The organism is Kribbella antiqua (genome assembly GCF_004345665.1).
Taxonomy (GTDB): domain Bacteria; phylum Actinomycetota; class Actinomycetes; order Propionibacteriales; family Kribbellaceae; genus Kribbella; species Kribbella antiqua.
On record NZ_SLWR01000006.1, the window covers coordinates 353086 to 378024 of the forward strand.

General features: G+C 67.7%; 29 protein-coding genes. 16 read left to right on the forward strand and 13 right to left on the reverse strand.

The features are described from left to right. The first annotated feature begins 84 nt into the window (after positions 1 to 84). The 7 genes from EV646_RS19415 (at position 85) to EV646_RS19445 (ending at position 7941) form a co-directional block, all read left to right on the forward strand. Positions 85 to 2202 carry an alpha-galactosidase gene (locus EV646_RS19415; RefSeq protein WP_132150460.1) on the forward strand — a complete coding sequence of 706 codons (2118 nt, stop codon included), beginning with the start codon at positions 85 to 87 and terminating at the stop codon, positions 2200 to 2202. A 35-nt stretch (positions 2203 to 2237) separates the two neighbouring features. Then, positions 2238 to 3179, forward strand: coding sequence for a carbohydrate ABC transporter permease (locus tag EV646_RS19420; RefSeq protein ID WP_241996174.1), 942 nt, complete (start codon positions 2238 to 2240; stop codon positions 3177 to 3179). After that, a complete protein-coding gene (locus EV646_RS19425) occupies positions 3176 to 4057 on the forward strand; it encodes a carbohydrate ABC transporter permease (protein ID WP_132150462.1) in 882 nt (293 codons plus the stop codon). The genes EV646_RS19420 and EV646_RS19425 overlap by 4 nt, the downstream gene beginning before the upstream one ends. Positions 4058 to 4065: 8 nt before the next feature. Beyond that, positions 4066 to 5421, forward strand: a complete 1356-nt coding sequence (locus EV646_RS19430; RefSeq protein WP_132150464.1) for an ABC transporter substrate-binding protein — start codon at positions 4066 to 4068, stop codon at positions 5419 to 5421. A 195-nt stretch (positions 5422 to 5616) separates the two neighbouring features. Next, positions 5617 to 6096 (forward strand): DUF1707 SHOCT-like domain-containing protein, encoded by a 480-nt coding sequence (locus EV646_RS19435; RefSeq protein WP_132150466.1) that lies wholly within the window; start codon positions 5617 to 5619, stop codon positions 6094 to 6096. After that, the gene (locus tag EV646_RS19440; RefSeq protein WP_132150468.1) at positions 6093 to 6503 is read left to right on the forward strand and encodes a hypothetical protein; all 411 of its coding nucleotides are present in this window, start codon (positions 6093 to 6095) and stop codon (positions 6501 to 6503) included. Before EV646_RS19435 ends, EV646_RS19440 begins: the two co-directional genes overlap by 4 nt. Next, positions 6496 to 7941, forward strand: a complete 1446-nt coding sequence (locus tag EV646_RS19445; RefSeq protein ID WP_132150470.1) for a multicopper oxidase family protein — start codon at positions 6496 to 6498, stop codon at positions 7939 to 7941. Before EV646_RS19440 ends, EV646_RS19445 begins: the two co-directional genes overlap by 8 nt. Before the next feature lie 3 nt (positions 7942 to 7944). Here EV646_RS19445 and EV646_RS19450 read toward each other — a convergent pair whose 3' ends face one another. The 6 genes from EV646_RS19450 to EV646_RS19475 all read right to left on the reverse strand — a co-directional run bounded on the left by EV646_RS19450 (position 7945) and on the right by EV646_RS19475 (position 12797). Continuing rightward, the gene (locus EV646_RS19450) at positions 7945 to 8163 is read right to left on the reverse strand and encodes a hypothetical protein (RefSeq protein ID WP_241996175.1); all 219 of its coding nucleotides are present in this window, start codon (positions 8161 to 8163) and stop codon (positions 7945 to 7947) included. 80 nt (positions 8164 to 8243) lie between these two features. Continuing rightward, entirely contained in the window at positions 8244 to 9341 is a 1098-nt protein-coding gene (locus tag EV646_RS19455) for a sulfite oxidase (RefSeq protein WP_132150474.1), read from the reverse strand. A 34-nt stretch (positions 9342 to 9375) separates the two neighbouring features. Then, complete coding sequence (locus EV646_RS19460; RefSeq protein ID WP_132150476.1) at positions 9376 to 9984, reverse strand: response regulator transcription factor; 609 nt, start codon at positions 9982 to 9984, stop codon at positions 9376 to 9378. Beyond that, a complete protein-coding gene (locus tag EV646_RS19465) occupies positions 9981 to 11117 on the reverse strand; it encodes a sensor histidine kinase (RefSeq protein ID WP_132150478.1) in 1137 nt (378 codons plus the stop codon). The genes EV646_RS19460 and EV646_RS19465 overlap by 4 nt, the downstream gene beginning before the upstream one ends. Before the next feature lie 49 nt (positions 11118 to 11166). Further along, the gene (locus tag EV646_RS19470) at positions 11167 to 11901 is read right to left on the reverse strand and encodes an ABC transporter permease (protein WP_132150480.1); all 735 of its coding nucleotides are present in this window, start codon (positions 11899 to 11901) and stop codon (positions 11167 to 11169) included. Beyond that, positions 11898 to 12797: an ABC transporter ATP-binding protein gene (locus tag EV646_RS19475; RefSeq protein ID WP_132150482.1), complete on the reverse strand. Its 900-nt coding sequence runs from the start codon at positions 12795 to 12797 to the stop codon at positions 11898 to 11900. Before EV646_RS19475 ends, EV646_RS19470 begins: the two co-directional genes overlap by 4 nt. A 150-nt stretch (positions 12798 to 12947) precedes the next feature. On the opposite strand from EV646_RS19475, the gene EV646_RS19480 reads away from it, so the two are divergent. Beyond that, entirely contained in the window at positions 12948 to 13715 is a 768-nt protein-coding gene (locus EV646_RS19480; protein ID WP_158290987.1) for an endonuclease/exonuclease/phosphatase family protein, read from the forward strand. A gap of 13 nt (positions 13716 to 13728) precedes the next feature. On the opposite strand, the gene EV646_RS19485 is transcribed toward EV646_RS19480, so the two are convergent. Together EV646_RS19485 and EV646_RS19490 are read right to left on the reverse strand one after the other, a co-directional pair. After that, a complete protein-coding gene (locus EV646_RS19485) occupies positions 13729 to 14673 on the reverse strand; it encodes a phosphotransferase family protein (RefSeq protein WP_132150486.1) in 945 nt (314 codons plus the stop codon). Positions 14674 to 14821: 148 nt separating this feature from the next. Next, the gene (locus tag EV646_RS19490) at positions 14822 to 15502 is read right to left on the reverse strand and encodes a TetR/AcrR family transcriptional regulator (protein ID WP_132150488.1); all 681 of its coding nucleotides are present in this window, start codon (positions 15500 to 15502) and stop codon (positions 14822 to 14824) included. 69 nt (positions 15503 to 15571) lie between these two features. On the opposite strand from EV646_RS19490, the gene EV646_RS19495 reads away from it, so the two are divergent. The 7 genes from EV646_RS19495 to EV646_RS19525 all read left to right on the forward strand — a co-directional run bounded on the left by EV646_RS19495 (position 15572) and on the right by EV646_RS19525 (position 20901). After that, complete coding sequence (locus EV646_RS19495) at positions 15572 to 17035, forward strand: flavin-containing monooxygenase (RefSeq protein ID WP_132150490.1); 1464 nt, start codon at positions 15572 to 15574, stop codon at positions 17033 to 17035. Between the two features lie 58 nt (positions 17036 to 17093). Further along, entirely contained in the window at positions 17094 to 18482 is a 1389-nt protein-coding gene (locus EV646_RS19500; RefSeq protein WP_241996176.1) for a hypothetical protein, read from the forward strand. Further along, complete coding sequence (locus EV646_RS19505) at positions 18479 to 18709, forward strand: hypothetical protein (RefSeq protein WP_132150492.1); 231 nt, start codon at positions 18479 to 18481, stop codon at positions 18707 to 18709. The genes EV646_RS19500 and EV646_RS19505 overlap by 4 nt, the downstream gene beginning before the upstream one ends. Then, positions 18702 to 18995 carry a hypothetical protein gene (locus tag EV646_RS19510; RefSeq protein WP_132150494.1) on the forward strand — a complete coding sequence of 98 codons (294 nt, stop codon included), beginning with the start codon at positions 18702 to 18704 and terminating at the stop codon, positions 18993 to 18995. The genes EV646_RS19505 and EV646_RS19510 overlap by 8 nt, the downstream gene beginning before the upstream one ends. Positions 18996 to 19013: 18 nt before the next feature. Continuing rightward, entirely contained in the window at positions 19014 to 19154 is a 141-nt protein-coding gene (locus tag EV646_RS19515; protein ID WP_199237062.1) for an SRPBCC family protein, read from the forward strand. A 77-nt stretch (positions 19155 to 19231) separates the two neighbouring features. Then, entirely contained in the window at positions 19232 to 20179 is a 948-nt protein-coding gene (locus EV646_RS19520; protein ID WP_132150496.1) for a sigma-70 family RNA polymerase sigma factor, read from the forward strand. Beyond that, positions 20176 to 20901, forward strand: a complete 726-nt coding sequence (locus EV646_RS19525) for an isocitrate lyase/PEP mutase family protein (protein ID WP_132150498.1) — start codon at positions 20176 to 20178, stop codon at positions 20899 to 20901. The genes EV646_RS19520 and EV646_RS19525 overlap by 4 nt, the downstream gene beginning before the upstream one ends. Positions 20902 to 20903: 2 nt before the next feature. On the opposite strand, the gene EV646_RS19530 is transcribed toward EV646_RS19525, so the two are convergent. The 3 genes from EV646_RS19530 to EV646_RS40985 all read right to left on the reverse strand — a co-directional run bounded on the left by EV646_RS19530 (position 20904) and on the right by EV646_RS40985 (position 22726). Beyond that, a complete protein-coding gene (locus EV646_RS19530) occupies positions 20904 to 21818 on the reverse strand; it encodes a lysylphosphatidylglycerol synthase transmembrane domain-containing protein (protein ID WP_158290988.1) in 915 nt (304 codons plus the stop codon). Positions 21819 to 22017: 199 nt separating this feature from the next. Beyond that, a complete protein-coding gene (locus EV646_RS19535; protein WP_132150502.1) occupies positions 22018 to 22470 on the reverse strand; it encodes an iron chaperone in 453 nt (150 codons plus the stop codon). Positions 22471 to 22510: 40 nt separating this feature from the next. Further along, positions 22511 to 22726 carry a universal stress protein gene (locus tag EV646_RS40985; protein WP_132150749.1) on the reverse strand — a complete coding sequence of 72 codons (216 nt, stop codon included), beginning with the start codon at positions 22724 to 22726 and terminating at the stop codon, positions 22511 to 22513. A gap of 319 nt (positions 22727 to 23045) precedes the next feature. On the opposite strand from EV646_RS40985, the gene EV646_RS19545 reads away from it, so the two are divergent. Further along, the gene (locus EV646_RS19545; RefSeq protein WP_132150504.1) at positions 23046 to 23834 is read left to right on the forward strand and encodes a nitroreductase family protein; all 789 of its coding nucleotides are present in this window, start codon (positions 23046 to 23048) and stop codon (positions 23832 to 23834) included. Here the strand turns inward: EV646_RS19545 and EV646_RS19550 are convergent. Both EV646_RS19550 and EV646_RS19555 read right to left on the reverse strand, forming a co-directional pair. After that, complete coding sequence (locus tag EV646_RS19550) at positions 23812 to 24288, reverse strand: GyrI-like domain-containing protein (RefSeq protein ID WP_132150506.1); 477 nt, start codon at positions 24286 to 24288, stop codon at positions 23812 to 23814. The two genes, EV646_RS19545 and EV646_RS19550, sit on opposite strands and share 23 nt — an antisense overlap. 51 nt (positions 24289 to 24339) lie before the next feature. Further along, positions 24340 to 24918, reverse strand: a complete 579-nt coding sequence (locus EV646_RS19555; RefSeq protein ID WP_132150508.1) for an HAD family hydrolase — start codon at positions 24916 to 24918, stop codon at positions 24340 to 24342. Positions 24919 to 24939 lie beyond the last annotated feature (21 nt).

The following is a 24939-nucleotide window of genomic DNA, read 5'->3' on the forward strand; positions in this document are numbered from 1 at the left end:
TTAACGACGTGAAGCATTGACATCCGGCCTGACGGGGTAAATAGTTCCGTCCTGAAATCAATCAGAAAGCAGAGTGAATCAACAGTGTCGAACATCGAGGTGCTGCAGCTCCGGGCCGCCGGGGTCAGTCTGGTGCTGGACTGCTCGGGTCCCGCCCTCCCGTCCGTCCTGCACTGGGGCGCGGACCTGGGCGATCTGACCGGGCAAGCTCTGCTCGAACTCAGGCGCGGTGCCGGCGCCGTACAGGCCGGCAACGGCCTTGACGACAACCGTCCGGTGGCGATCGTGCCGGAGTACTCGTCCGGCTGGTTCGGCCTGCCCGGCCTCAGCGGTCACCGCGACGGCCAGGACTTCTCCGCGAGCTTCCGGCTGACGAGCGTCGCGCAGACCGGAAACACCGTCCGGGTCACAGCCGAGGACGCAGGGCTGAGCATCCAGCTCACCATCGAGCTGACCGACTCCGGGCTCGTCCGGGCCAAGGCGGACCTCACCAACACCGGCGAGACGCCGTACACCGTGGATGGGCTGGTGCTGGCGCTGCCGGTGCCGACCGAGGCGACCGAGCTGCTCGACATGACCGGCCGGCACATCGGTGAGCGGCATCCGCAGCGGCACGCGTTCACGCAGGGCGCGCACATCCGCGACAACCGCCGCGGCCGCACCGGCGCCGACGCCACTCTGCTGCTGTTCGCCGGCACCCCCGGCTTCGACTTCGGCACCGGCGAGATCTGGTCCGTGCACACCGCCTGGAGCGGCAACCACCGTTCGTACGCCGAACGCGGCATGAGCGGGTACGGCGTCATCGGCGGCGGCGAACTGCTCCTCCCCGGCGAAGGACGCCTAGAGCAACAAGGCACCTACAGCACCCCCTGGATCTACGGCTCGTACGGCGTTGGCCTCGACCAACTGTCGGCCCGCTTCCACAGCTACCTCAGGGCTCGGCCCAACCACCCGCAGTCCGCGCGTCCCGTCGTACTGAACACGTGGGAAGCCGTCTACTTCAACCTGGATCTCGACAAGCTGAAGGCGCTCGCGGATGCGGCTGCCGAGGTCGGTGCGGAGCGGTTCGTACTCGACGACGGATGGTTCCGCGGCCGGCGCGACGATCGCGCCGGGCTCGGCGACTGGTACGTCGACGAGGAGATCTGGCCGAAGGGGCTGCACCCGCTGGTCGACCATGTCAAAGCACACGGGCTGCAGTTCGGGCTCTGGGTGGAGCCGGAGATGGTCAACCCCGACTCCGACCTGGCGCGTGAGCACCCGGACTGGATCCTTGCCGCTGGCAACCGGATGCCGCCGACCGCGCGACATCAGCAAGGGCTCAACCTCGGCGTTCCGGCGGCGTACGACTACATCCTCGAGCGGCTCGATGCTCTGCTCAACGAGTACGACATCTCGTACCTGAAGTGGGACCACAACCGCGACTTCGTTGACGGTGGCAACCAGGTGACCGGGACGGCCGGCATCCACGAGCAGACGCTCGCCGTGTACCGGCTGATCGACGAGCTCAAGCGGCGGCACCCGGGCCTGGAGATCGAGTCCTGCTCGTCCGGCGGCGCCCGGGTCGACCTCGGCATCCTCGAGCGGACCGATCGCGTGTGGGGCAGCGACAGCAACGACGCGCTGGAGCGGCAGAAGATCCAGCGGTACACGCAGCTGCTGCTGCCGCCGGAGCTGATTGGCTGCCACGTCGGCCCGCCGCGTGCGCACACCACCGGACGTACTCAGACGCTGTCGTTCCGTGCGATCACCGCGCTGTTCGGCCACTTCGGTATCGAGTGGGACATCGCTTCCGCGAGCGCCGAGGAGCGTCAGGAGTTGGCCGGCTGGGTGGCGCTGCACAAGAAGCTGCGGCCGCTGCTGCACACCGGACGGGTGGTCCGTTCCGACCACGGGACGGACGACTTCCACCTGCACGGCGTCGTCGCGCAAGACGGCTCGGCCGCCGTGTACGCCGCCGTACAACTCGCCCAGTCGGTCACGTCGGCCGTCGGCCGGGTCCGCCTGCCCGGGCTGGACCCGAACCGGACCTACCGGGTGAGCAAGACGCCGACACCCGGACCGGAGTCGCGAGGCATCGCCTGGTGGACCGACGGTGGACAGGTGGAGATGAACGGCGCAGCTCTCGCCGCGGTCGGGGTCCAGATCCCGGTCCAGTGGCCCGAGAGCGCGATCTTGCTGGAAGTGACTGCGATCGAGTAGTCCGCTCGATCGCCTTGACAGAGAAGGAGATCCCCGTGACCGCGACTATCAAGGCACCACCCAACCGGCGACGAACTCACGGGGATCCGAAGGCACCGCCCAAGGCGCGAAGCCGAGGGGACTTGAAGGTCGCGATGATCTTCCTGGCTCCGGCCACCCTCGGCTTCGTCGTGTTCTACATCTGGCCGACGCTGCGTGGCGCGTATCTGAGCTTCACCGAGTACAGCCTGCTGGCCTCGCCGAATTTCAACGGTCTGGCCAACTACGAACGGATGGTGCAGGACAGCTTCTTCTGGAACGCGCTGGTGGTCACCGTCGAGTACGTCGTGATCAACATCGGCGTCCAGACCGTCCTCGCGGTCGGCATCGCGATGCTGATGTACCGGCTGACCCAGTCGATCACGGTCCGCGCGGTGGTGCTGCTGCCGTACCTGGTCGCGAACGTGGTGGTCGCACTGGTCTGGTACTGGATGCTCGACTTCCAGGTCGGCATCGTGAACCAGTTCCTGACCTGGGTCGGGATCGACCCCGTCGCGTTCTTCGGCGAGTCGGCGTACGCCATCCCGACCATTGCCGGGATCAACGTCTGGCGGCACATGGGTTACACCGCGCTGCTGGTGTTCGCCGGCCTGCAGACCATTCCGAAGTACGTGTACGAAGCCGCCGAGGTGGACGGGTCGACCGAGTGGAAGACGTTCTGGCGGATCACGCTGCCGCTGCTGCGGCCCGTTCTGGTGATGGTCCTGGTGGTCACCATGATCGGGTCGTTCCAGATCTTCGACACCGTCGCGGTGACGACTCAAGGCGGGCCGATCAACGCGTCCCGGGTGATCTACTACTACATCTACGAACGGGCGTTCACCCGGTTCGACTTCGGGTACGCCTCGGCGATGGCGCTGGTGCTGTTCGCCATCCTCGCGCTGGTTTCGCTGCTGCAGCTACGGCTGCTCCGGGCGAAGGAGAGTGATCTGGCATGAGGAAGCCACTGAACGTCGGCCGCATCGCCGCCTGGGCGAGCCTAATCGTGCTGATGCTGGTCACGCTGTTCCCGTTCTACTGGATGTTGCGTACGGCGCTGTCCGACAACACCCAGCTTCCCGGGCACCCGAGCTCGTTGCTCCCGGTGGACACCACGCTAGGGGCCTTCAAGCGGGTGCTCGGCCTGTCGACCGTCGCGGAAGCCCAGGCGCAAGGTGGATCCGGCGCCTCGGTCGACTTCTGGCTGTACCTGCGCAACTCGTTGATCGTGGCAACGGTCACCACGGTGTGCCAGGTGTTCTTCAGTGCGATGGCGGCGTACGCGTTCGCCCGGCTGCGCTGGCGGGGCCGGGACCAGGTGTTCGCGCTGTTCCTGTCCGCGCTGATGGTGCCGCCGATTTTCACCCTGCTGCCGAACTTCGTGCTGATCAAGAACCTCGGGCTGCTGAACAGCTTCGCCGGCATCATCCTGCCGACCGCGTTCATGACGCCGTTCGCGATCTTCTTCCTCCGCCAGTTCTTCCTCGGCATCAGCCGGGAGCTGGAGGAGGCGGCGATGATCGACGGAGCTGGGCATCGCAGGATCTTCTTCGGCCTGATCATCCCGATGAGCGCGGCGCCGATCGCCACGCTCGGGATCCTGACCTACATCAACTCCTGGAACGACTACATGTGGCCGTTGCTGGTCGGCCAGCAGGAGAACGTGCGTGTGCTGACGGTTGCCCTCGGCGTGTTCCGGTCCCAGACTCCGCAAGGCGGACCGGACTGGGCCGGGCTGATGGCCGGGACGCTGGTCGCGGCGCTGCCGATGATCATTCTGTTCCTGGCCTTCGCCAAGCGGATCACCAACTCCATCGGTTTCTCCGGGATCAAGTGAGGCTTGCGATGACAATTTCCAGACGCTCATTGCTGAAGGCGGGCCTGGCCGGACTGGCCGCCTCGACTGTGGCCGGGTGCAACAACGGCGCCGCCTCCCGCGGCGACGGCGAGGTCATCTACTGGCTGTGGGACTCCGCGCAGCTGCCGATGTACACCGAGTGCGCGAATCTGTTCCACGAGCAGAATCCGCAGTACTCCGTGAAGATCGAGCAGTACGGGTGGAACGACTACTGGTCCAAACTCGTCACCGGGTTCATCTCCGATACCGCGCCGGACGTGTTCACCGGGCACTCGTCGAAGTACCCGCTGTTCGCGGACAAGGGACTGGTGCTGCCGATCGACGACTACGTTGCGAAGGACAACGTTGACCTGAGCATCTATCAGAAGGGCCTGGCCGACCGCTGGATCGGTGCCGACGGCAAGCGGTACGGGCTGCCGAAGGACTGGGACACCGAGGTCTACTTCTACAACAGTGCGCTCACCGATGCGGCCGGGATCAGCGCCGAGCAGCTCAACTCGATGACGTGGAATCCGCAGGACGGCGGCACGTTCGAGAAGATCGTCCAAAGGCTGACCGTCGACTCCAAGGGCCGGCGCGGCGACCAGCCCGGGTTCGACAAGGACAACGTGAAGGTCTACGGACTCGGGTACGCCGATGCCGGCGGCGGTGACGGGCAGACCAGCTGGAGCTGGTACGCCGCGACCAACGGCTGGAAGTACTCCGAAGGCGAACCGTGGGGGACCAAGTTCTTCTACGGCGACCCGAAGTTCACCGAAACGATCGGGTGGTGGCGCAGTCTCATCACCAAGGGATACATGCCGACATACGCGCAGGCGAAGTCCGGGGTCGACGTGACCACGTCCTTCGGTGCGGGGAAGTACGGGATGACCCCGAACGGTTCCTGGATGCTCGGCACGTACGCCGGGCTGAAGCAGGTGAAGACCAAGCTGGCCCGGCTGCCGATCGGGCCGATCGGTAAGCGGATGTCGATGATGAACGGGCTCGCGGACACCATCTGGGCCGGGACGACCCGGCGCGAGGCGTCCTGGGCCTGGGTGAAGTTCCTCGGCTCGCAGACCGCGCAGGACATCGTCGCCAAGGCGGGAGTCGTGTTCCCGGCGGTGGCAGCGAGCATGCCGGCGGCGAAGGCGGCGTTCGCGAAGAGCGGGTGGGACGTCACGCCCTTCCTCGAGCCGGTGGAGGCGGGGGATGTGTTCCCGTACCCGGCCAACCCGAACGCGGCGGACGTGACCGCGGTGATGACCCCGGCGATGGATGCGGTGATGTCGTTCGAGGCCGAGCCGAGTTCGCTGATCAAGGCGAACAACGACGTGAACAAGATCCTGTCCGCGAGCGACTGAGGGTGGCCCCGGGCCGCAAGGCCCGGGGTTTCCCCCGACGGTGCCTACGCCCGGGGGAGTACGTCGTACTGCGTCGATGGGCGCAGGGTGCTCCTCCGGCGGTAGGTGAAGTGTCGTCGCCGGGCCGACGCGGTGACAGTGGTCTGAAAGAGAGCCTTGGTGCGATCGGAAGAACTTCGAGCACCAAGGAGCATCATGAACGACGAGAGGCCGGGCGGACCGATCCGCATCGGCGACCAGGAACGCGAGGACGCGGTCAAGCGTCTGGGCGAGCATTTCGAAGCGGGCCGGCTCACCGCGGAGGAGCACACCGAGCGGATCGGCCGGGCTCTGGAAGCGAAGACCGAGGCCGAGCTGGCCGCGCTCTTCACCGACCTGCCAGGTCCGCAGCAGGTTCAGGCTAATGAAGGCTGGGGCTGGCAGCGGCCGCCATGGACGGCACCGCAGAACGCGGCCTTCGCATCCGGACCCGGCGGGCCGGGCCGGCCCGATTGGGCGCGACGGGGGCCGTTGGGGCGGGTTCCGTTTCCGGTGCTGATTGTGGCGGCGGTGATCGGCGCACTGGCGTCGATCGCGTGTGTGGTGGGTGCGGGGCATCCGCCGGTGCTGCCCCTGTTGCTGATCGTGGCGGCCGTGCTGATCGTGCGCAAGCGGCGGCAGGAGCGGAGCGCATGAGGGCGGCCTACCGCATCGTCGCGATCCTGATCACGGTGGCCGTCGCGCTGCAGGTGGCGTCGATCGCGCTCGCCGGGTTCACCGTGGCGAAGGACGCCGATGACGGTACGACGATCGGGGCGGACTACAGCAACTTCGGGCAGAGCTACCACAGCATGGCCGGTATGGTGATCGCTCTGCTCGCGCTGATCCTGCTGATCGTCTCGTTCCTCACCGACGTTCCGCGCGGCCGGATGCTGGCCGGCATCGTCGTCGGCCTGGTCGCCGTACAGTTCGTCCTCGCGGTGGCGGCGTTCGGCCTCCCGGCGCTGGGAATCCTGCACGGCCTCAACGGCCTGGCGATCGCCGGTGTCGCGAGTACGGCCGCCGGCCGGGCGGTCACCAAACCAGCGCAGGCCAATGTCTGATCGGAGACGCGGGCGGCTGATTGCTCTAGGGGTGACCCTGGCGGTGCTTGCGCCGCTGGGGTACCTCTGGGCGACCAGCCTGGTCCCGGGGTCGTATTCCGCGGCCGAGATGGGGTACGCCGACTACGGCGGCGGGCCGGCGTCGTCGGGGCACGAGCATCACGGCGGTAGGATGAGCGTCGCGGATCTCACCGGGCCGGCTACGGGTACGCCGGATGTCGCGGTGACGCTGGTCGCGCGGAAAGGGAAGTACCAGCTGGCGAGCGGGGAGACCGTCGACGGGTTCACGCTGAACGGTACGTCGCCTGGGCCGATGATCCGGGCGAAGGTCGGCGACCTCGTCCAGGTGACGCTCGTGAACGAGTCGGTGCCGGACGGTGCCACGCTGCACTGGCACGGGATCGACGTACCGAACGCCGAGGACGGTGTCGCCGGCGTGACGCAGGACGCCGTACGGCCGGGTGGGAAGCATGTCTACCGCTTCAAGGCCGAGCAGGCGGGCACATACTGGTACCACTCGCATCAGGTCTCCAGCTCGGAGGTCAAGGGCGGATTGTTCGGCCCGATCGTGATCGGCCGGGAGCAGCCTGGTGAGGTCGTCGCCGCGATCCACACGTACGACGGGAAGCGGACGATCAACGGGCGGACGGGGACCCAACGGGTGGAGCTGGCCGCCGGTACGACGGCCCGCGTGCGGGTGATCAACACCGACAACGCGATCCTGCGGGTCGGGCTCGTCGGTACGCCGTACAAGGTGGTTGCCGTCGACGGTCGGGATCTCCATGGACCGACGCCGGTGACGGCCGCATTTCCGTTGGCGGCGGGGGCTCGGGTGGATCTCGAGGCGGTCGTGCCTGCCGGTGGGATGCGGTTGGTGGCGGGCTCCGCGGCCGTGTCGCTGGGGATCGGGCCTGTTGACCCGCCTCGCGCGGAGCTGCCGTCTGAGACCGTCGATCTGCTGTCCTACGGCACACCGGCTGCGTTGGGATTCGACCCGTCAAAGGCCGACCGCCGATTCGAGTACCGGATTGGCCGGCGGCCCGGGTTCCTCGACGGCGTACCTGGGTTGTGGTGGACCATCAACGGCCACAAGTTCCCCGACGTCCCGATGTACATGGTTGCCGAGGGCGACATTGTCCGAATGACCATCAGCAACACCAGCGGCCAGGCGCATCCCATGCACCTGCACGGTCATCACGCGGTCGTGCTCTCACGCAACGGTGTCGCCTCGACAGGCTCCCCCTGGTGGATCGACACCCTTGAAGTAGGCAACGACGAAACCTACGAAATCGCCTTCGCCGCCGACAACCCCGGCCTCTGGATGGACCACTGCCACAACCTCCCCCACGCCTCCGAAGGCCTCATGACCCACCTCATGTACGAAGGCACCACCACGCCGTACCGCATCGGCGGGCCGACTTCCAATGAGCCCGAGTGATGCTCAGGAGGCCTGTTCGCTGAGGCGTTTGGTGTGGGCCAGGTGCAGGGCGGCTATGCGTTCGCAGGCGGCGTCGATGGCGGCTCGTTGGGAGGTGTAGGAGCCGCACCAGAACGGGTCGTCCGGCTGGGGGTCCTGTTCGTCGTCGACGTCGGCGTACCACTCGTCCGCCGTACGGAAGACTCTTGCGTGCAGATGTATGTCGATGCCCAGCTCGTTCACCGCACCACTCCTGGAGTGAGACCGTGTACGTCTCCAGGATGGAACTGTCACGAGGCGGATTCGCCGAACGACACGCCCGATCAGGTGACGAGAACCGTGATCCGCTGGGCGGTGTTGTTGGCGAAGCCGCCGCGGTTCCAGGGGGCTTCGACGGGTTGTTCGCGGCCGCTGGCGTCGTACGCGCGGACGGTGAGGACGTGCTCGCCCGCAGTGGCGTCCCAGTCGTAGGTGAAGCCGCGCCAGGCGAGCTCGTCGTTGCCTGCGGCATCGAGTTTGGCGGGGTGCCAGGTGACGCCGGCGTCGACGCTGAGCTCGACGCGTTCGATCGGCGCCCAGCCGGACCAAGCCCGGCCGTGCAGCGTAACGGTGCCAGCGGCAACAAATCGGCGGCGGCTCATGAAGTCAGGGAAACCGGGTGGGATGAGCAACGCGCGCGGCTGGATCCGGGTCACCGCCTCGCCGGGGTCGTCCGCGTCCTGACGGATCCGGTAGGCGACCGCGTTCTGGTACCCGGTGAACTCGCGGTCGATCAGCTCGATCGAGCGCAACCACTTCACACTCGCCATCCCGTACCACCCCGGTACGACGAGCCGCAGCGGGTAACCGTGCTGCGGCGGCAGCGGCGCCCCGTTCATCTCCCACGCGATCAGCGCGCCGGAATCGATCGCCTCCGTCACCGACAACCCGCGCTGGTAGTCCTGCTCCACCCCACGCTCGATGCCATGGTCCGCGCCGGTGAACACCACGTCGACCGCGTCTTCCCGGATCCCGGCCAGCCGCAGTACGTCGGCCAGCAGCACGCCGGTCCATTCCGCCGTACCGACGGCTTCGTTCAACCATGGCTGACTGATCGGCCGCGGCTGCAGCGCCGCCCGGCCGTTGCCTGCGCACTCCAATGTCACACGCACGGTACGACGTGCCATCGCGCGCAGCTCGGTCAGACCGAGCGACAACGGTTGCTCGACGCATCCGTCGACTTCCAGCTCCCAGCCTGCCGCGTTCGTTGCCGGGATGTCGTAATGCACCAGCACGTAGTGGAGCCCCGGCGGCGTTACGTCGTACCGCAAACCCTCCAGCGGCATGCCGTGATTCCGCGCCGCCAGTTGCAGCTCGTCACCGGTGATCCCCTCCCCGGTGTCCGCCAACCGCCCCCGCACGCTGAACTGTTCGATCGACATGTTCATCCCCTCCCCAGTACCCAACCCTACGGCCCTATAGCCAGCCGTTGTCCAGGGCGATGCGCGCGGCTTCGGCGCGGGTTCGGGCGCCGGTCTTGCCGATGGCGGCGGAGAGGTGGTTGCGGACGGTGCCTTCGGAGAGGTGGAGCTCCTTGGCGATGTCGGCGACGGTGCCGCCGTGACGGGCCGATCGCAGTACGTCGGACTCGCGGGCAGTGAGCGGACTGGTCCCGGCTACCAGGGTCTCCGCGGCCAGGCTCGGGTCGACCACCCGCAGGCCTTGGTGCACCCGTCGTACGGCGTCTGCCAATTGCGCCGCCGGCGTGTCCTTCACAACGAAGCCGGCCGCACCGGCCTCCATCGCGCGCCGCAGGTACCCGGGCCGGCCGAAGGTGGTCACCATCAGCACCCGCACGCCCGGTACGGCGGATCGCAGCGCAGCGGCGGCCTCGATACCGTCCAGCCCAGGCATCTCCACGTCCAGCAACGCGACGTCAGGTTTCGACTTCTGCGCCGCCGGGATGACCTCGTCACCACGGCCGACCTCGGACACCACCTCGAGGTCGGGTTCGAGGTCCAGCAGCGCGGCCAGGGCCCCACGGACCAGCGCCTGGTCATCGGCGATCAGCAGTCGAATGCTCACAAGCCAACCTTGACAGCCAGCCGGAAGCCGCCGCCAGGCGCCTTGCCGACCTGCACTCTCGCCCCGGCCTCGTCGGCCCGCTCGCGCAGTCCGATCAGCCCGTGACCCGACGCGCCGCCCCCGGGTGTCGGGCCCTTTCCGTCGTCCAGTACTTCGATCTGCGTGGCGCTCAGCCGGATGGTGCAACGCTTGGCGCCGGAGTGCCGTACGACGTTCGTCACGCCCTCGCGGACCACCCACGCGAACAGCTCGCGGTTCTCCTCCGGGACCTCGTCGACCGTCGTCGGCAGCTCCGGCCTGATCTCCGCCGCCTTCAACGCGGCCCGCGCCGACACCAGTTCACCGGCGAGGCTCAATTCCCGATACCCCGCCACAGCCGCGCGTACGTCGGCCAGCGCCGCCCGCGCCAGGCCCTCCACGTCGGCGACCTCGGCCGCGGCCCGCTCCGGGTTGGCAGCGATCAGCCGGCCGGCCAGCTCAGCCTTGACCGTGATGACGGTCAGCGAGTGACCGAGGATGTCATGCAGGTCCCGAGCGAACCGGTTCCGCTCCTCCTGTACGGCGAGCTCCGCCATATCCTTGCGCGTCGCTGCCAGCTCAGTGGTGCGCTGGATCGCCCGGCGCATACCGAACACGGCCAAGGCGGCCAGGAAGATCGCGAACCCGTAGCTGCCGTCGTCGGACCACCCCGGAACCAGCCGCATCGACAACTCGACGCCGCCCAGCAGTACGGCGACGACCCCGAGGGCGAAGCGGAGGTCGAGGGCCATCATGGCGGTCGCCGAGATGTACACCAGGCAGGTGAGCGCCTGTTGACCCGCCGCCGGGAGCATCGCGAGAACGAGGGCCAGCATGCCGCCCAGGTACGCCAGCCGCTGCCACAATGCCAGCCCGCCGGAGCCGAGCCCGACATGCCGGACCCAGCCGAAGAAGCCGACGTAGCTCGCAGCGAAGAGGAGCAGTGCAGCCAGACCGACCACCCGCGCGATGCCGTGGCTCTGGTTGACGATCTGCTCGAACGGCTGGGCCAGGTAGAACAGCCAGACCCCAGCCGCAAGCCAGCCCCACCGGCGCGGTCCGGCGTCGTCGCTACGCTCGGCGAGGCCGTCCAGCAGGGCTGACTTGCTCTTCATGATGGCCACCGTAAGCCTTGGGCGCTCAAGGCCGCTCGAGGCCGCCCCGTCAGGCCCGGGCGGTGTCGGCGCGGAACCGGCGCAGGCCGATCATTCCGAGGACGACGGTCCAGCCCAGCACGACCAGCAGGGCGTGGGTGTCCAGGCCACTCTGGGTGAGCGCACTGCGGGACGTCTGACCGGTCCAGTACGCCGGGGTCAGCTGGGCGATGTGCTTCATCAGCGACGGCATCTGGCTGACCGGCAGCCACAGTCCACCGAAGGCGGCGATCAGCATCGTGGCCAGTCCGGTGATCGGCTGCACGCTGTCCGGCTTGGCGACGTACCCGATGACGAGGCCGATGGCCGCGAACGGCAACGCACCCAGCCAGGACACCAGCGCGACCGTGATCCACTGCGAGGCGCTCAGGTGGACGTGGCCGAAGATCAGGCCGGCCAGGAACACCACGACCAGCGGCGGGATCGCCAGCAGCAGCGAGAGGAGCACCTTGGTGATCACGTAGGCCTGCGGCTTCAGCGGGGTGAGCCGCAGGGTGCGGTTCCAGCCGCCGTCGCGTTCGGCCGCGATCACGCCGCCGCTGCTCATCGCCGCGGACATCGACCCGAACATCCCCATACTCACCATCACGTAGGCGATCGCGGAGATCCCGCCTTCGCTGGCGTCCTTCGGCAGTGTGATCCCGAAGATGAGGAACAGCACGATCGGCATCAGCATCGAGAAGATCAGCACCCGCCGGTTCCGCAGGGTGCGGCGGATGTCAAAGATCAAATAGTCGCGGTTCATGCTGCGCTCTCCTGCTCTGCACTGATCGCCAGTACGGCGTCCTCGAGGTCGGCTGAGGTCACTTCGATGTCATGGGCGCTGGTGTTGGTCAGCAGGTAGCGCAGGGTGTCGTCGGAGTCCGCGCACTGCAGCAGCACCACGTCGCCACGGGTCTCCACGTTCCGTACGCCGGGCAGCGACGCCAGCATGGCCAGGTCGGCACCGGGCACGGTCGCGCGGATCCGCCGGCCGGACACACTCGCCTTGATCTGCGCGGCGGTGCCGTCGGCAACTACTTTCCCGTGGCGCATGAGGACGACGCGATCGGCGTACGCATCGGCCTCTTCCAGGTAGTGGGTGGCGAACAGCACGGTCCGGCCGCGGGCGGTCTCGGCGTGCATCGACGCCCAGAAGTCGCGGCGGGACTCGACGTCCATCCCGGTGGTCGGCTCGTCCAGCACGATCAGGTCCGGCTGCGGGATGATCGCCATCGCGAACCGCACCCGCTGCTTCTGACCGCCGGACAGGCCCTTCATCTTCCGATCGGCCAGATCGGCGATCCCGGCCCGGTCGAGCGCCTCGCCGACCGGCATCGGGTTCTTGTGCAGCCCCGCGACCAGGTTGATCAGTTCGCCGACCTTGGCGTCCTCGATGATCCCGCCGCTCTGCAGCATCACGCCGACCTGACCTGCTCCGATCGCGTCTGTTGGTGTCCCGCCGTACACCTGGACGCTGCCCTGGTCCGGCCGGACCAGCCCGAGCAGCATCTCGATCGTGGTGGACTTCCCGGCGCCGTTCGGCCCCAGCAACGCCACCACCTCGCCGGCCCGGATGGTCAGATCCACCCCGGCGACCGCCTGCACCGCCCCGTACTTCTTGGTCACACCGGTGAGGGTGACCGCAGTCTGTGTCGTCATACCCAGAAGCCTCGCGCCGTCCGCCGATCCACCCCTGGATCGAGCGTCACGACGTACCCATGACATCCGTCAGCCGACTCTCAGGGCCACTTCTCAGGGTTGTGGTTGGGGTGGGTTGGGAACGGCGGTTGTATGGGTGTGTTGCGGGTGATGACGTGGAACGTGTGGTGGCGGTTCGGGCCGGTGTGGGTCGCGCGGCACGAGGCGATCGCGCAGACGCTGCGTGCCGTGGACCCGGATGTCGTTGCGTTACAGGAGGTTTGGGGGACCAGGGCAACGAATCAGGTGGCGGCGCTCGGCGCTGAGTTGGAGTTGCATGCGGCGTACGCCGGTCCGTCCTACCCGCCGGCGACGGATGTGGCGCGGGACCCGCGGGATGCCGGGGTCGAGATCGGGATCGGGTTGCTGAGCCGGTGGGAGATCACCGGCTGGCGGGTGGTGCCGATGCCTGCTCGGCATCGTGCGTTCGATCCGGTGGCCGTGGTTGCGACAGTTGCGCATCCGGTCGCACCGTTGCGTGTCGTCATGGGTTGTCTCGAGTACGACCCGGCGTACAACGATGATCGGCTCGCCCAGGCCGCGCTGCTGGCCGAGCTCGCGACGGATCCGGCGCTGGACGGTCCGCTGCCGATTGTGGTCGCGGGTGATCTCAACGCGCCGCCGGGCAGTCCGTTGCTGCGGCCGCTGTCCGACGTACTTACCGACGCATGGCCGGCCGGGGCTGGCGATCCGTCCGTGGCGACCGCACCCGCCGAGGCCGGCCCGGAGTTACTGGGGCAACGGATCGACCACGTGTACTTCCGACCAGGCCGCTTCAACCACCCAGTCACAGTCATCGCCACCTCGACAGCCGGCGACCCAATCGACGGCATCACCCCATCAGACCACCGCGCCCTCGTCTGCACCCTGAACTTCTGAGGATGCTCACGCATTATCCGAGGCGCCGTAGCGCTGTCTCGATAGCGACCTCGACCCGGGAAGTCATGCCGGGTACATCGACGGGACGGCGCCCAGCGACCTGACCACGGATCCACTTCGGCCCGCTGTCGTCATAGTGCAGCAGGGCATACAGGTCCCACCACGGATCGAGAGTCACCCCTGCGATCGACTCATAGAGCGACCGAAGCTGCTCCGACCACTCGGGCGAGTAGAGCGCCGCCAAGTATCGCCGGCAGTGCCCGACGTCAATCGCGCGCGACCCCCGATGGATGGAGTTCCAGTCGGTCAGTCCAGTAATCCTTCCGCGCGACCACAGCATGTTGACAGGCAGGAGATCGCAGTGCAGAAAGACGGCAGTGTCCTCTGGCGGCGGCGCCGCCATGACACCAAACGCCGCCTTCCACACAGCCGGCTTCTGTGCGCCGACCGGCACCTGAAACCCGTCTAGAGGAGCGATCCAAGAATCCGTCCAAGGTCTGAACATCTTCGCGGGGAGATCGAGGGAATGCAGCAGTACAGCAATCTCCGCGATCCTCGTCATCCACGACCGAGGTTCCGCCGGATTGAGGTGAACATGCCCCGGCAACCGTGTCATCAGCAACGATGGCGAGCCCCCCGTCGAAGCACCAGCAACGTCAGTAGCCAGGATGCTCGGAACCGGGAGCCCGCTTCCCGCCACCACACCAAGGTTGGCGATCTCCTTCTCCAAGCTCCCCTGCAGGCCGAGCCCGCCCGGATACTGCCGCAGTACGACGAACGTTCGCATTCCACGTCGCTCGACAGTCAGCCGATGCACGGCGGAGCAGACGCCACCGGTCAATCGGCGATAGCCGACGATTCGACTGCCCCGACCCATCGACGCCGCAACCCAGGCGAGAGTCTCCGCGGAGGGCCGATGCTGCCTGAACCCGCCATCCCTCCAGTCGCCGTCGGTCATGAGCGCGAGCCTATTCGTCAGGTGCCTGCGGCGATACGGGTTTTCCAACGCCACCTGCCGCACCAGAGCTGATTCGAGGCGACCTTGGGCACGGTTCGACTGTTTTGGAGTGTGGTTTTTGGTTGGTGGGTTCTCAAGGTGGGCGGTGTCAGGGGGTGCGGAGGGTGTGGAGGCCTTGCCAGAGGAGGTTCTGGAGGGTTTGGGCTACTTTTTCGGGGGTGGGTGGGGCGGGGATGCGGCTGCGCCAGATGGCGAGGCGTTCGGTGGCGCCGGAGATGCTTTGGGCAACGATCTCGATCTCGTCCGGGTCGGCGGTGCGGCCGGGTGGGAGGTTCATCCGGACCATGGCGGCGATGAGTTCGATGAAGGCGGCGCGGACCTCATCGGTGGCGGCCGCGGCGGGGCCGGCGGCCGGGCCCATGCCGAGCATGCCCTCGTCGATCAGCACCGACCACGTCTGCGGGTGGTCGTCGAGGAACTCGAACCAGGCGACGAAACCGGCGTACAGCGCGTCCTCGGCGTCGCCCGCGGCCAGCACCGCGTCGGACACCGTCTCCAGCAGTTGAGCCCGCAGCCGCGCCAGGCAGGCGAGGAACAGGCCGTCCTTGGAGCCGTAGTACTGGTAGATCAGCGGCTTCGACACCCCGACCTCAGCAGCCACGTCATCCATCGACGTCCCCTGATACCCCCGCTCCCCGAAAATCCGCTCGGCAGCCTCCAGAATCTCCCGCTCCCGAGCCCGCCGATCCCGCCGCCGCTTAACCGGCCCGCCGTTCTCAGCGGCGGCGCTCTCCGTGGTTGGGGGTGTGTTATGCGTGGTGGAGGTCACTTGCGTAGCTTAACTGACTCCGAGTAACTTACTGCGAGTAAGTTCTTCTCGGCAGGCTGGAGGAACCGGATGGCGCGGGAGAGTGGGCATCACCGGATCGTTGTGGTGGGCACCGGGTTTGCCGGGATCGGGATGGCGGTGCGGCTCAAACAGGCCGGGTACGACGACTTCGTCGTACTGGAGCGAGCGCAGGATGTCGGTGGGACGTGGCGGGACAACACCTACCCGGGCTGCCGGTGTGATGTGCCGTCGCATCTGTATTCGTTTTCCTTCGCGCCCAACCCGGACTGGTCGTCGACCTTCTCCCCGCAACCCGAGATCGAGGACTACCTCCGCGACGTCACCGACCGCTTCGGCGTCCGCCCGCACATCCGCTTCGGCCACGCGGTCGAGTCGGCGCACTGGGAGGACGGGCAGTGGCGGATCCGCACGATCCAGGGCGAGTTCACCGCTCAGTTCCTGGTGTCCGGCATGGGTCCGCTGGCCGAGCCGTCGTACCCGCAACTCCGCGGCATCGAGTCCTTCGATGGCGACGTCTTCCACTCGGCGCAGTGGAATCACGAGCTGAATTTCAGCGGTCGCAAGGTCGCGGTGATCGGGACCGGCGCGTCGGCGATCCAGTTCGTGCCGGCGATCCAGCCCGAGGTCGAGGAGCTGCATCTGTTCCAGCGCACGCCGCCGTGGATCATGCCGCGGCCGGACCGCACGATCACCCCGGCGGAGAAGGCGGTCTTCCGGCGATTTCCCCTTGCGCAGAAGGCGATCCGGTCCTGGATCTACTGGAGCCGCGAGGCGATGGTGCTCGGCTTCGCGAAGCTGCCGGCGATCATGCGGCAGGTGCAGAAGGTTTCCGAGAAGCACCTCGAGCACCAGATCCGCGACCCGCTGCTGCGCGCCAAGCTGACGCCGGATTACACCCTGGGCTGCAAGCGGGTGCTGATCTCCGACGACTACTACCCGGCGATCACGCAGCCCAATGTCGAGGTGATCACTGATCAGATCGCGGAGGTGACGCCGACCGGGATCGTCACCGGGGACGGTGTGAAGCACGAGGTCGACTCGATCATCTACGGCACCGGATTCCGGGTCACCGACCTGCCGGTGATGGACATGGTGCACGGCCGCGACGGAGTCTCGCTGCGCGAGGCGTGGTCCGACGGCATGCAGGCCTACCTCGGTACGGCGATCTCCGGCTTCCCCAACTTCTTCATGCTGATCGGCCCGAACACCGGGCTCGGGCACACCTCCATGGTGTTCATGATCGAGTCGCAGATCGCCTACATCCTGGACGCGCTCACGACGATCGACGTGAACGGGCTGCGTGAGGTCGAGGTCCGGGCGGAGGTGCAGCGTGCGTTTGTCGATGGTGTGCGCTCGTCGATGCGGAACACGGTCTGGACCCGCGGTGGCTGCACGAGCTGGTATCTCGACGCGCAGGGCCGGAACACGACCATCTGGCCGTCGTTCACCTTCCGCTTCCGGCAGCTGACCAGGCGGTTCAACTCGGCTGACTATCAGACGCTCGATATGTGACATTCATCGTGTTACATTCGATCGGTCAGATGGCTGATGGCTGATCGGAGGCGGTGCCGTGGTCGAGCTGCTGGTTCCGTTGCACGGGATCGGGGGCCGCGGCGATCTGCCGGTGCCGCTGTGGCTGGCGATCTACTCCGCCGCCGCCGCGGTGGCTGTCTCGTTCTTCGCGCTGGCTGCGTTCTGGTCGCGACCACGGTTCGAAGTTACTGCCGGTAAGTCGCTCGGGGCGCTCACCAAGCTGATCGACGCCCGGCCGACGCGGCTGCTGCTCAAAGCCGTCGGCCTGGTGGCTCTCGTGCTGCTGCTCGCAACAGCCTGGTTCGGCAGCAGTTCGCCCGCACTCAACCCAGCGCCGACTTGGCTGTACGTGTGGATCTGGGTCGGCATCATTCCGCTGTCCTTGGTCTGTGGCCCGATCTGGCGCCTGGCCAACCCCCTATGCACCCTCGCGTCACTCGCGTGCAGCACGTTGGGCCGGGGCGTGGGTGGGGAGTTGGAGGAGGGGGCGCGTACGGCGTCTGGGCGGAGGGTGCGTGGGGGGTCGTATCGGGGGTTGCCGGAGGGGGTTGGTTGCTGGCCGGCGGTTGTCGGGTTGGCTGGGTTTTTGTGGCTTGAGTTGGTGTATCCGGTTGGTTCCGAGCCGTTGGCTGTTGCGGTGTTTGTGACGATGTATGCCGTTCTGAATGTTGCTGGTGGCATCGTTTATGGGCCGGAGTGGTTTCGGGTTGGGGACGGCTTTGAGGTGTATGCGGAGCTGCTTGCGCGGTTGAGTCCGATTGGGCGCGGTGGTGATGGAGAGCTGGAGCTGCGTAATCCGTTGGCTGGGTTGGCGGCCACGCCGCAGGAGCCGGGTGTTGTTGGGTTGCTGTGTTTGTTGCTTGGGTCAACGGCTTTTGACGGGATCTCGCGGTGGTCGGCCTGGGTGCGGTCGAGCGGTGATCTCGGCCGGACGGAGCACATCGTCGTACACACGCTTGGGCTTGCGGTGGCGGTGGGGGTTGTGTCTGTTGTTTTCGTACTTCCGGCCCGGGCTGCCGGGGCGGCGCGGGTGCGGGCTGGGGTGGTTGGCCGGGCGGGGTTGCCGGGGGCGTTTGTGCATTCGCTGGTGCCGATCGCGATTGGGTATGCGGTGGCGCACTACTTCTCGTTTGCGATGTTCCAGGGGCAGGAAGGGGTGCTGCTGGCGGCGGATCCGTTCGGGCGCGGCTGGGATCTGCTCGGGACCGCGGGTGTGCGGGTCGACTACGCGTTCCTCGGCACCGGGTTCATCGCCGGGGTCCAGATCGGTGCGATCGTGGCCGGACACGTACTTGGGGTTGTGGCCGCGCATGATCGGGCGGCTGAGCTGTTCCGTCGGCGGCAGTTGCGGCGGGCGCAGTATCCGATGCTGGCGGCGATCGTCGCGTTCACCGCCGGCGGGATCGCGTTGGTGACGGCGTCATGATCGTTCTCCACCTGGGCGGGATCCCGGAGACTGCGATGGTCCTCGGCCCGATCCTTCTGATCATCGCGTTCCTCCGCATCGCTCGCCGCAACGAGGCAACCCTGCCCGACGACGAGTACGACGACTTGGACGCTGAACTCGGCGATCTCCCGAGCCGAGCGCAAAAGGCTGGTGGGGAGGGTACGGGCGTGGGACGGTGGGCGGGTGGAGGTTGCGGAGGTGAGTGAGATCGCCCGTACGCTCGACGGGGTGAAGGAGTCGCGGGCGAAGGGCTTGCTGCGCTGGACGCTTGATGGGCGGATGGTGGCGCGGCAGTACGACGACGAGTCGATCGTGATCCGCATTGATTTCGCCGAGCGGGAGAGGTTGCTGGCCGCACACCCGGACCTCTTCTTCGTGCCGCCACGCTTCGACGCGCACCAGAAGGTTGTCCTGCGTCTCGCGGATGCCGATCCCGCCGTCGTGAAGTCCGCCCTCGTCGCCGCCTGGAATCTCCAGCGTGCGGCAGACTGAGGAACGAGGGGAAGAGCCATGGCTGTTGATGTGCTGACCGAGGTTGTGATCGATCGGCCGGTGCGGGTGGTGGCGGAGTATGTCGGGGATCCGTCGAACGCGCCGGAATGGTACGCCAACATCGAATCGATCGAGTGGCAGACCGAGCCGCTGCGCTGACCAAGCCGCTGGAAACTCGTACTCATCGTAGCGATGAGTACGGGTGCTGCTGCCGGTCTGTATGAGTAGGAGGTCAGATGAACCTGGAAGAGGACTTCGCGCAGCACCGGGGTGGCTTGCTCGCGCACTGCTACCGGATGCTCGGGTCGCTGCATGATGCCGAGGACGCCGTACAGGAGACCTATCTTCGGGCTTGGCGGGGGCAGGGGGACTTCGAGGAGCGGTCGTCGGTCAAGACGTGGCTGTATCGCATCGCGACCAATGTGTGCCTCAACTCGTTGCAGCACAGTAGCCGTCGGCTGGTTCCGTCGGCTCTCGGAGCTCCGGGCCACGACCCGAACGAGCTGGAGCCCGACGGACTCGAGCTGCCCTGGCTGGAGCCCTTCCCTGATCTCCTGCTCAACGCCGACCCCGCTGCAGTAGTCGGGAACCGCCAGAGTCTCCGCCTCGCGATGGTGGCTGCGTTGCAACACCTGCCGCCGCGGCAGCGCGCCGTACTGATTCTGCGGGAGGTGCTGGCCTGGCCCGCGACGGAGGTCGCCGATCTGCTTGACACCACCGCAGCCGCGGTCAACAGCGCGCTGCAGCGGGCACGAGCCGAGTTGGCTCGCCTGCAACCTGTCGAGGAGGACCTCAGCGAGCCGGACGAGCCCGTACGGCGTGCATTGCTCGACGATTACGCCACTGCGTTCGAGAAGAAGGACCTGGCAGCCCTGGAAGGTCTGCTCACGAAGGACGTCAGGTGGGAGATGCCGCCGATCCCGACCTGGTTCAGCGGGCGGGCCGACGTACTGCGGCTGCTCGACGCGAAGCTTCCCGGCGCCGGCCGGCAGTTGATGGTCGAGACGTCCGCGAACGGGCAGCCGGCCTTCGCCAAATACTTCCGCGGCGACGACGGCCTGTTCCACGCACATTCCATCCAGGTGCTGACGCTGGCCAAAGCGAAAGTGAAAGCCGTACTCGCGTTCCACCAGCCGGCGCTGTTCCCAGCGTTCGGCCTACCCCTCAGCAAGGAGACAACATGAAGGCCGACGAACTCCGCGCGCTGCACGTGCCAGGCAAGCCACTCGTGCTGCCTAACGCCTGGGACGCGGCGTCTGCCCGGATGGTCGTCGAGGCCGGCTTCCCGGTCGTGGCCACGAGCAGCTTCGCGACCGCGACGATTCTCGGGTACGACGACGGCGAGGCGGCGCCGGTCGAGGACGTGCTGGCCGCGGCCGCCCGGATCGTACGCGCGGTAGACGTACCGGTGACGGTCGACTTCGAGCGCGGCTACCGGCTACCCCCGGCCGAACTGGTCGAGCGCTTCGCGGCGACCGGAGCCGTCGGACTGAACCTGGAGGACTCGGACCCGGCCACCGGCAAGATGATCGACGCCAGCGAGCAGGCCGACTTCCTCGCCGCCGTACGGGCCGCAGGACCTGATCTGGTCATCAACGCTCGCACGGACTCGTTCCTGCGCCGAGCCGGAACACCCGATGAGCAACTCGCCGCCTCGATCGACCGCGGCGCCCGGTATCTCGCCGCCGGCGCCGACTGCGTCTATCCCATCGCCACCGGCGACCCCGACGTGATCAAGGCCCTGGTCGCCGGCATCCCCGGCCCCGTCAATGTCGGATACGGAAAGGACGTCGCAGCCCTCGGCGTCGCGCGGGTGAGCTTCGGTCCCATGCTGCAGCGCCACCTCTACAGCCAGCTGGCGTCTGCAGTTCTCCCGGCTATCGCCTCCGGCCAAAGCCCCTTCTGAACTCAGGCGAGGACGCGCACGACCGTTTGCGGTTCGCTGAACCACCCACGCCAGCGCAGGAACAGGCAGCTTCCGCCCACCAGCAGAGCGGGAATCCAATACAGCAAGGCAGTCAGCGCCACCGCGCCGAACGCAGCGGTCCAGGAGACACCGATCGAAGCCAGGCCGGCGACCAAGGCACCCTCGCGCGGACTCGCACCATGTACGCCGGGCAGAGCCCCAGCGAGCTGACTGGCACCGAACACCGCGATGAGATGGAACGGCGACACCGAGTCACCAACTGCATGGATCGCGCCGATCAGCAGCCCCAGGATCGTCGCCTGGTAGCCGACCGACAGCAGGATGCCGAGCGCGAAGACCTTCGGGGACGGCCACGGCCAGCGTCCGGCCAGGCCGGGACGTCGCCAGTTCACGATCAGTCCGGCCGCGAGCACCACGGCCGCGATGCCGAGCGCCACCACGAGCACGGCTCGAGGCAGCGCGATCCCGCACACCGCGACGGCGACGATCAGCCCGACCGCACCGACGAATCGGTCCAGCGCCACCGACGACACGGCCGCTGACCGTCGTACGCCGGTGCGCTCGAGGCGGTGGATCCGCCAGATGTCGGCGCCGGCGTGCCAGGGCGAGATCAGGCCGAGAATCTCACTCTCCGCGTACGCGCGCATGTGCCAGCGGCGCGAATGGCCGCTGCCCGACAGGGCATGCCAGCGCAGCGGGCAGAGCACGTACTTGCCGATCGCGAACGGCAGCAGGCCGACGACGGCCGGCAGCACGGCCGTGTGTGGAACGCGTTCGACATTCCACAAGGAGAGCGCAACCGCGGCCAGTAGCGCGGCGATCTGAAGTTTGCGATTTGTGGCGATCGAGCGTGCGATCTGCACGGTCCGGGTGCCATGCCATAGGCGCACCTGCACGCCGGGCTCCTTCCGGGAGTCCGTCCGGCGGCATCGGTCCCCAGCGCCGCCGTTGGGCTCAGACGATAGCCGCCGGCCACAACCCCCGCATGCCGGTGTCCGCGAGTCGGATCGGGCAAACCTCGGGTCCAGCGCGCAGCCGCCCGATCTCCGGTCCAGTCGCCAGGTCGCGCGGTCTGAGGCTCAACCGCTCACCTGCTCAGCTGGCTGCCTTCTTCACCAGTTCGGTGATCTTCGCCTCGTCGGCCTTGGTCAGCTTCGTCACCGCGAAGGCGGTCGGCCACATGGTGCCGTCGTCGAGGTTCGCCCCGGGGTTGAAGCCGAAGGTCGCGTACCTCGCCTTGAACTTCGCCGCCGGCTGGAAGAAGCAGAGGACCTCGCCGTCCTTGGCATAGGCGGGCATGCCGTACCAGGTCTTCGGCGCCAGGTCCGGCGCGGCGGCCATGACGATGGCGTGGATGCGCTCGGCCAGGCCCCGATCCGGCTCCGCCATTTCGGCGATCTTCGCGCGGAGGTCCGCCTCCGCCTCCGCCTTGCTCGCGGCCGCCTTCAGCTCCCTGGCGCGCTCCTTCATCGCACCCTTTTCCTCGTCCGTGAAGACCTTGGAAGCCTTGGTGGTCTTCTTGGCGGGTGTGCTCTTCGTTGCAGCCATCGGTCGCTCCTCCGCGCGAGTGTTGGTCATGTCAGGAACGTTAGTCCCGGCTGGGCAACTGGAGCTTCTCGATTCCTGATCGGTTCTCTTCGCGGTGGATGACGGCGACCGGGCAAGCGGCGTGGTGGATCAGGCCGCGGGAGACCGAGCCGAGCCGCAACGGCGTGAACTGGGTGCGTCCCCGCCTGGCAGTCGTGCGACCCGTCGACCCCGACCACGATCCGTCCCCGCGGCGGCGCGCCGGGCTGCCATTGATCCGGTACGACGACCAGCGTCCCGGACGACAGCGCCGTACAGACCTGCGAAGTCGATCCCAGGATCAGCTCCGCGAAACCATCTATCCCGCGCCGGCCGATCAGACCGTCACGGGAGCCGTCGATCCCGACGACAACGGGTGGCGGAGCCACACGGGACATCGGCGGACTTCTCTCGCTCGGTGTGGGGGTAGATCCAGTTCACCTGGAGGCCGGCAGCCCGGGACAGGGCGCAAGGGCCCGGCGGATCCCGGCAAAGGTCCCGGGCGCAGGTGTGTTTGGACCCTGCTCGGTCCGGCGCCGCCGGGCGATCCTCGTGAGATGACGTCGCCGAGTCAGGAAGACCGCGACGAGCTGCTCCGCGCCGCCGTCGCGGCTCCGTCCCTGCACAACTCCCAGCCGTGGAAGTTCCGCTTCCGTGGCTCGGTGGTCGAGGTACACCGGGACCGGGAGCGCGAGTTGCCCGCCGAGGATCCCAACGGCAGGATGCTTTTCCTGTCGCTCGGCGCCGCGATCCTGAACCTCCGGGTCGGCGCCGCTCAGCTCGGATTCGGGGCCGCGGCGCGGAACGTGCTCGACCGCCGGCGCCCGGACTTGGTCGCCGAGGTTGACCTGCTGGCACCCGATCCGGAGATGGAGCAGCTGCGCGTACTGGCGCCGGCCGTCCACGAGCGCCGATCGAACCGCGGGCCGTACACCGAGCAGCGGCTGTCCGACGAGCTCTGCCGGCTGCTGGATCTGACCGCGACCCTGGAGCGCGCTGAGCTGGTCTGGCTCGATGCCCCGGCCCGGCTCAAATGGTTGCGCTTGGCAACCGACGGCAACGGCTTCGAGCAGGATCCGCAGATCGCCGTACTGTCGACTCGCTACGACGGGCCGGTCGAGTGGCTGCGCGCGGGGCAGGCGATGCAGCGGGTGCTGCTGGTGGCGACCGCTCGCGGCGTCGCGACGACGGTGCTGAACCAGGCGATCGTGCACGACGCGCTGCGCTGGCTGGTCAACGACCCGTTGGGTACCTGGCACCGGCCGCAAGCGGTGATCCGGTTCGGCTACGGGCCTCTGGTGCCGCCCACGCCTCGGCGGCCGCTCAGTTCCTTCCTACTTGACTGACGGTTTCGAGGCTGAACGGCTGGACCACCTCGGTCCGCGTGTTCCGTGGGCGGTGCGGCAGATCGTGGTAGACCTCCCACGCGTCACCCGCGCGGGTCCCGCACTCGGCGCGCAACCAGTCGTCGACCGCCTGGTAGGCATCCCCGAGCTGCTCAGAGGGCCCGACATGCCGCGCGACGACGACATGACCTCCCGGCAGGCTGGACGGCCGGACGTGGTTGTCGCCGGAGATCCGGACGGCGACCGGGAATCCGGCCTCGACGTCGAAATCTCCGCCGGTCAGGATGTGGTAGCGAGCGAACGGGAAGCCGCAGGGTGCGATGCCGTGCCGGCGCAGGTAGTCGGCCACCGCGTCGAACGCCGCGAGGACCCAGCCGCTCACCTCGTCCTGCCGCAGGATCGCTCGCAGTACGGCGGTCGGCTGCTCCTGGACGGTGCGTGATTCGGTGCGCATCTTCTTCCCTCCCTAAGCGACTGTGCCCCCTCGGCTCTCACTCCCGCAAGCTCAGCTGCTCTGCCCGATGTCGAGCTGGTTGAGGTCCTCGACGACGACGTCGGCGCCGGCTGCCAGCAACTCGTCCCGGCGAGCGCCCAGGTCCACGGCGACGACCATGCCGAAGCCGCCCGCGCGACCAGCCACCACGCCGGAAGGCGCGTCCTCGATGACAACAGTACGGCGTGGCAGCACGCCGAGCCGGTGCGCCGCGAGCAGGAACATGGCCGGATCGGGCTTCGCCGGCAGCCCGCGCTCGGCCGCGACCACACCGTCGACCCGGACCTGGAAGACGTCCTCCAGCCCGGCGGCACGCAGGATGTCGGCACAGTCCAGGCCGGCCGAGGTGACGGCGTACTCGATCCCGGCGTACCGCAGCCGGACGATCAGCTCGACCGTCCCAGGCAAGGTCCGGACTCCGTCGGTGCGCTGTACGACGGCGTCCAGGTCGAAGACCACCGCGTCGTACCGCTCGGGATCGATGGCCGGCCGTCCGTTGCCGGCCGTTGTCCGGCGGAGGTACGCGACCGCGGCACGCACCAGACCGCGGCCGCCGACCAGCGTCGCGGACAGAACGTGCAAGTGCCTCATGCTCCAACCCTTACAACGCCA

Coding starts and splice junctions, on each gene's coding strand:
- EV646_RS19430 (WP_132150464.1), top strand. CDS start 4,066: ATGACAATTTCCAGACGCTCATTGCTGAAGGCGGGCCTGGCCGGACTG.
- EV646_RS19445 (WP_132150470.1), top strand. CDS start 6,496: ATGTCTGATCGGAGACGCGGGCGGCTGATTGCTCTAGGGGTGACCCTG.
- EV646_RS19550 (WP_132150506.1), bottom strand. CDS start 24,288: ATGCGCACCGAATCACGCACCGTCCAGGAGCAGCCGACCGCCGTACTG.
- EV646_RS19455 (WP_132150474.1), bottom strand. CDS start 9,341: ATGTCGATCGAACAGTTCAGCGTGCGGGGGCGGTTGGCGGACACCGGG.
- EV646_RS19555 (WP_132150508.1), bottom strand. CDS start 24,918: ATGAGGCACTTGCACGTTCTGTCCGCGACGCTGGTCGGCGGCCGCGGT.
- EV646_RS19480 (WP_158290987.1), top strand. CDS start 12,948: ATGACGTGGAACGTGTGGTGGCGGTTCGGGCCGGTGTGGGTCGCGCGG.
- EV646_RS19470 (WP_132150480.1), bottom strand. CDS start 11,901: ATGAACCGCGACTATTTGATCTTTGACATCCGCCGCACCCTGCGGAAC.
- EV646_RS19515 (WP_199237062.1), top strand. CDS start 19,014: ATGGCTGTTGATGTGCTGACCGAGGTTGTGATCGATCGGCCGGTGCGG.
- EV646_RS19465 (WP_132150478.1), bottom strand. CDS start 11,117: ATGAAGAGCAAGTCAGCCCTGCTGGACGGCCTCGCCGAGCGTAGCGAC.
- EV646_RS19505 (WP_132150492.1), top strand. CDS start 18,479: ATGATCGTTCTCCACCTGGGCGGGATCCCGGAGACTGCGATGGTCCTC.
- EV646_RS19435 (WP_132150466.1), top strand. CDS start 5,617: ATGAACGACGAGAGGCCGGGCGGACCGATCCGCATCGGCGACCAGGAA.
- EV646_RS19425 (WP_132150462.1), top strand. CDS start 3,176: ATGAGGAAGCCACTGAACGTCGGCCGCATCGCCGCCTGGGCGAGCCTA.
- EV646_RS19495 (WP_132150490.1), top strand. CDS start 15,572: ATGGCGCGGGAGAGTGGGCATCACCGGATCGTTGTGGTGGGCACCGGG.
- EV646_RS19520 (WP_132150496.1), top strand. CDS start 19,232: ATGAACCTGGAAGAGGACTTCGCGCAGCACCGGGGTGGCTTGCTCGCG.
- EV646_RS19485 (WP_132150486.1), bottom strand. CDS start 14,673: ATGACCGACGGCGACTGGAGGGATGGCGGGTTCAGGCAGCATCGGCCC.
- EV646_RS19440 (WP_132150468.1), top strand. CDS start 6,093: ATGAGGGCGGCCTACCGCATCGTCGCGATCCTGATCACGGTGGCCGTC.
- EV646_RS19475 (WP_132150482.1), bottom strand. CDS start 12,797: ATGACGACACAGACTGCGGTCACCCTCACCGGTGTGACCAAGAAGTAC.
- EV646_RS19535 (WP_132150502.1), bottom strand. CDS start 22,470: ATGGCTGCAACGAAGAGCACACCCGCCAAGAAGACCACCAAGGCTTCC.
- EV646_RS19545 (WP_132150504.1), top strand. CDS start 23,046: ATGACGTCGCCGAGTCAGGAAGACCGCGACGAGCTGCTCCGCGCCGCC.
- EV646_RS19525 (WP_132150498.1), top strand. CDS start 20,176: ATGAAGGCCGACGAACTCCGCGCGCTGCACGTGCCAGGCAAGCCACTC.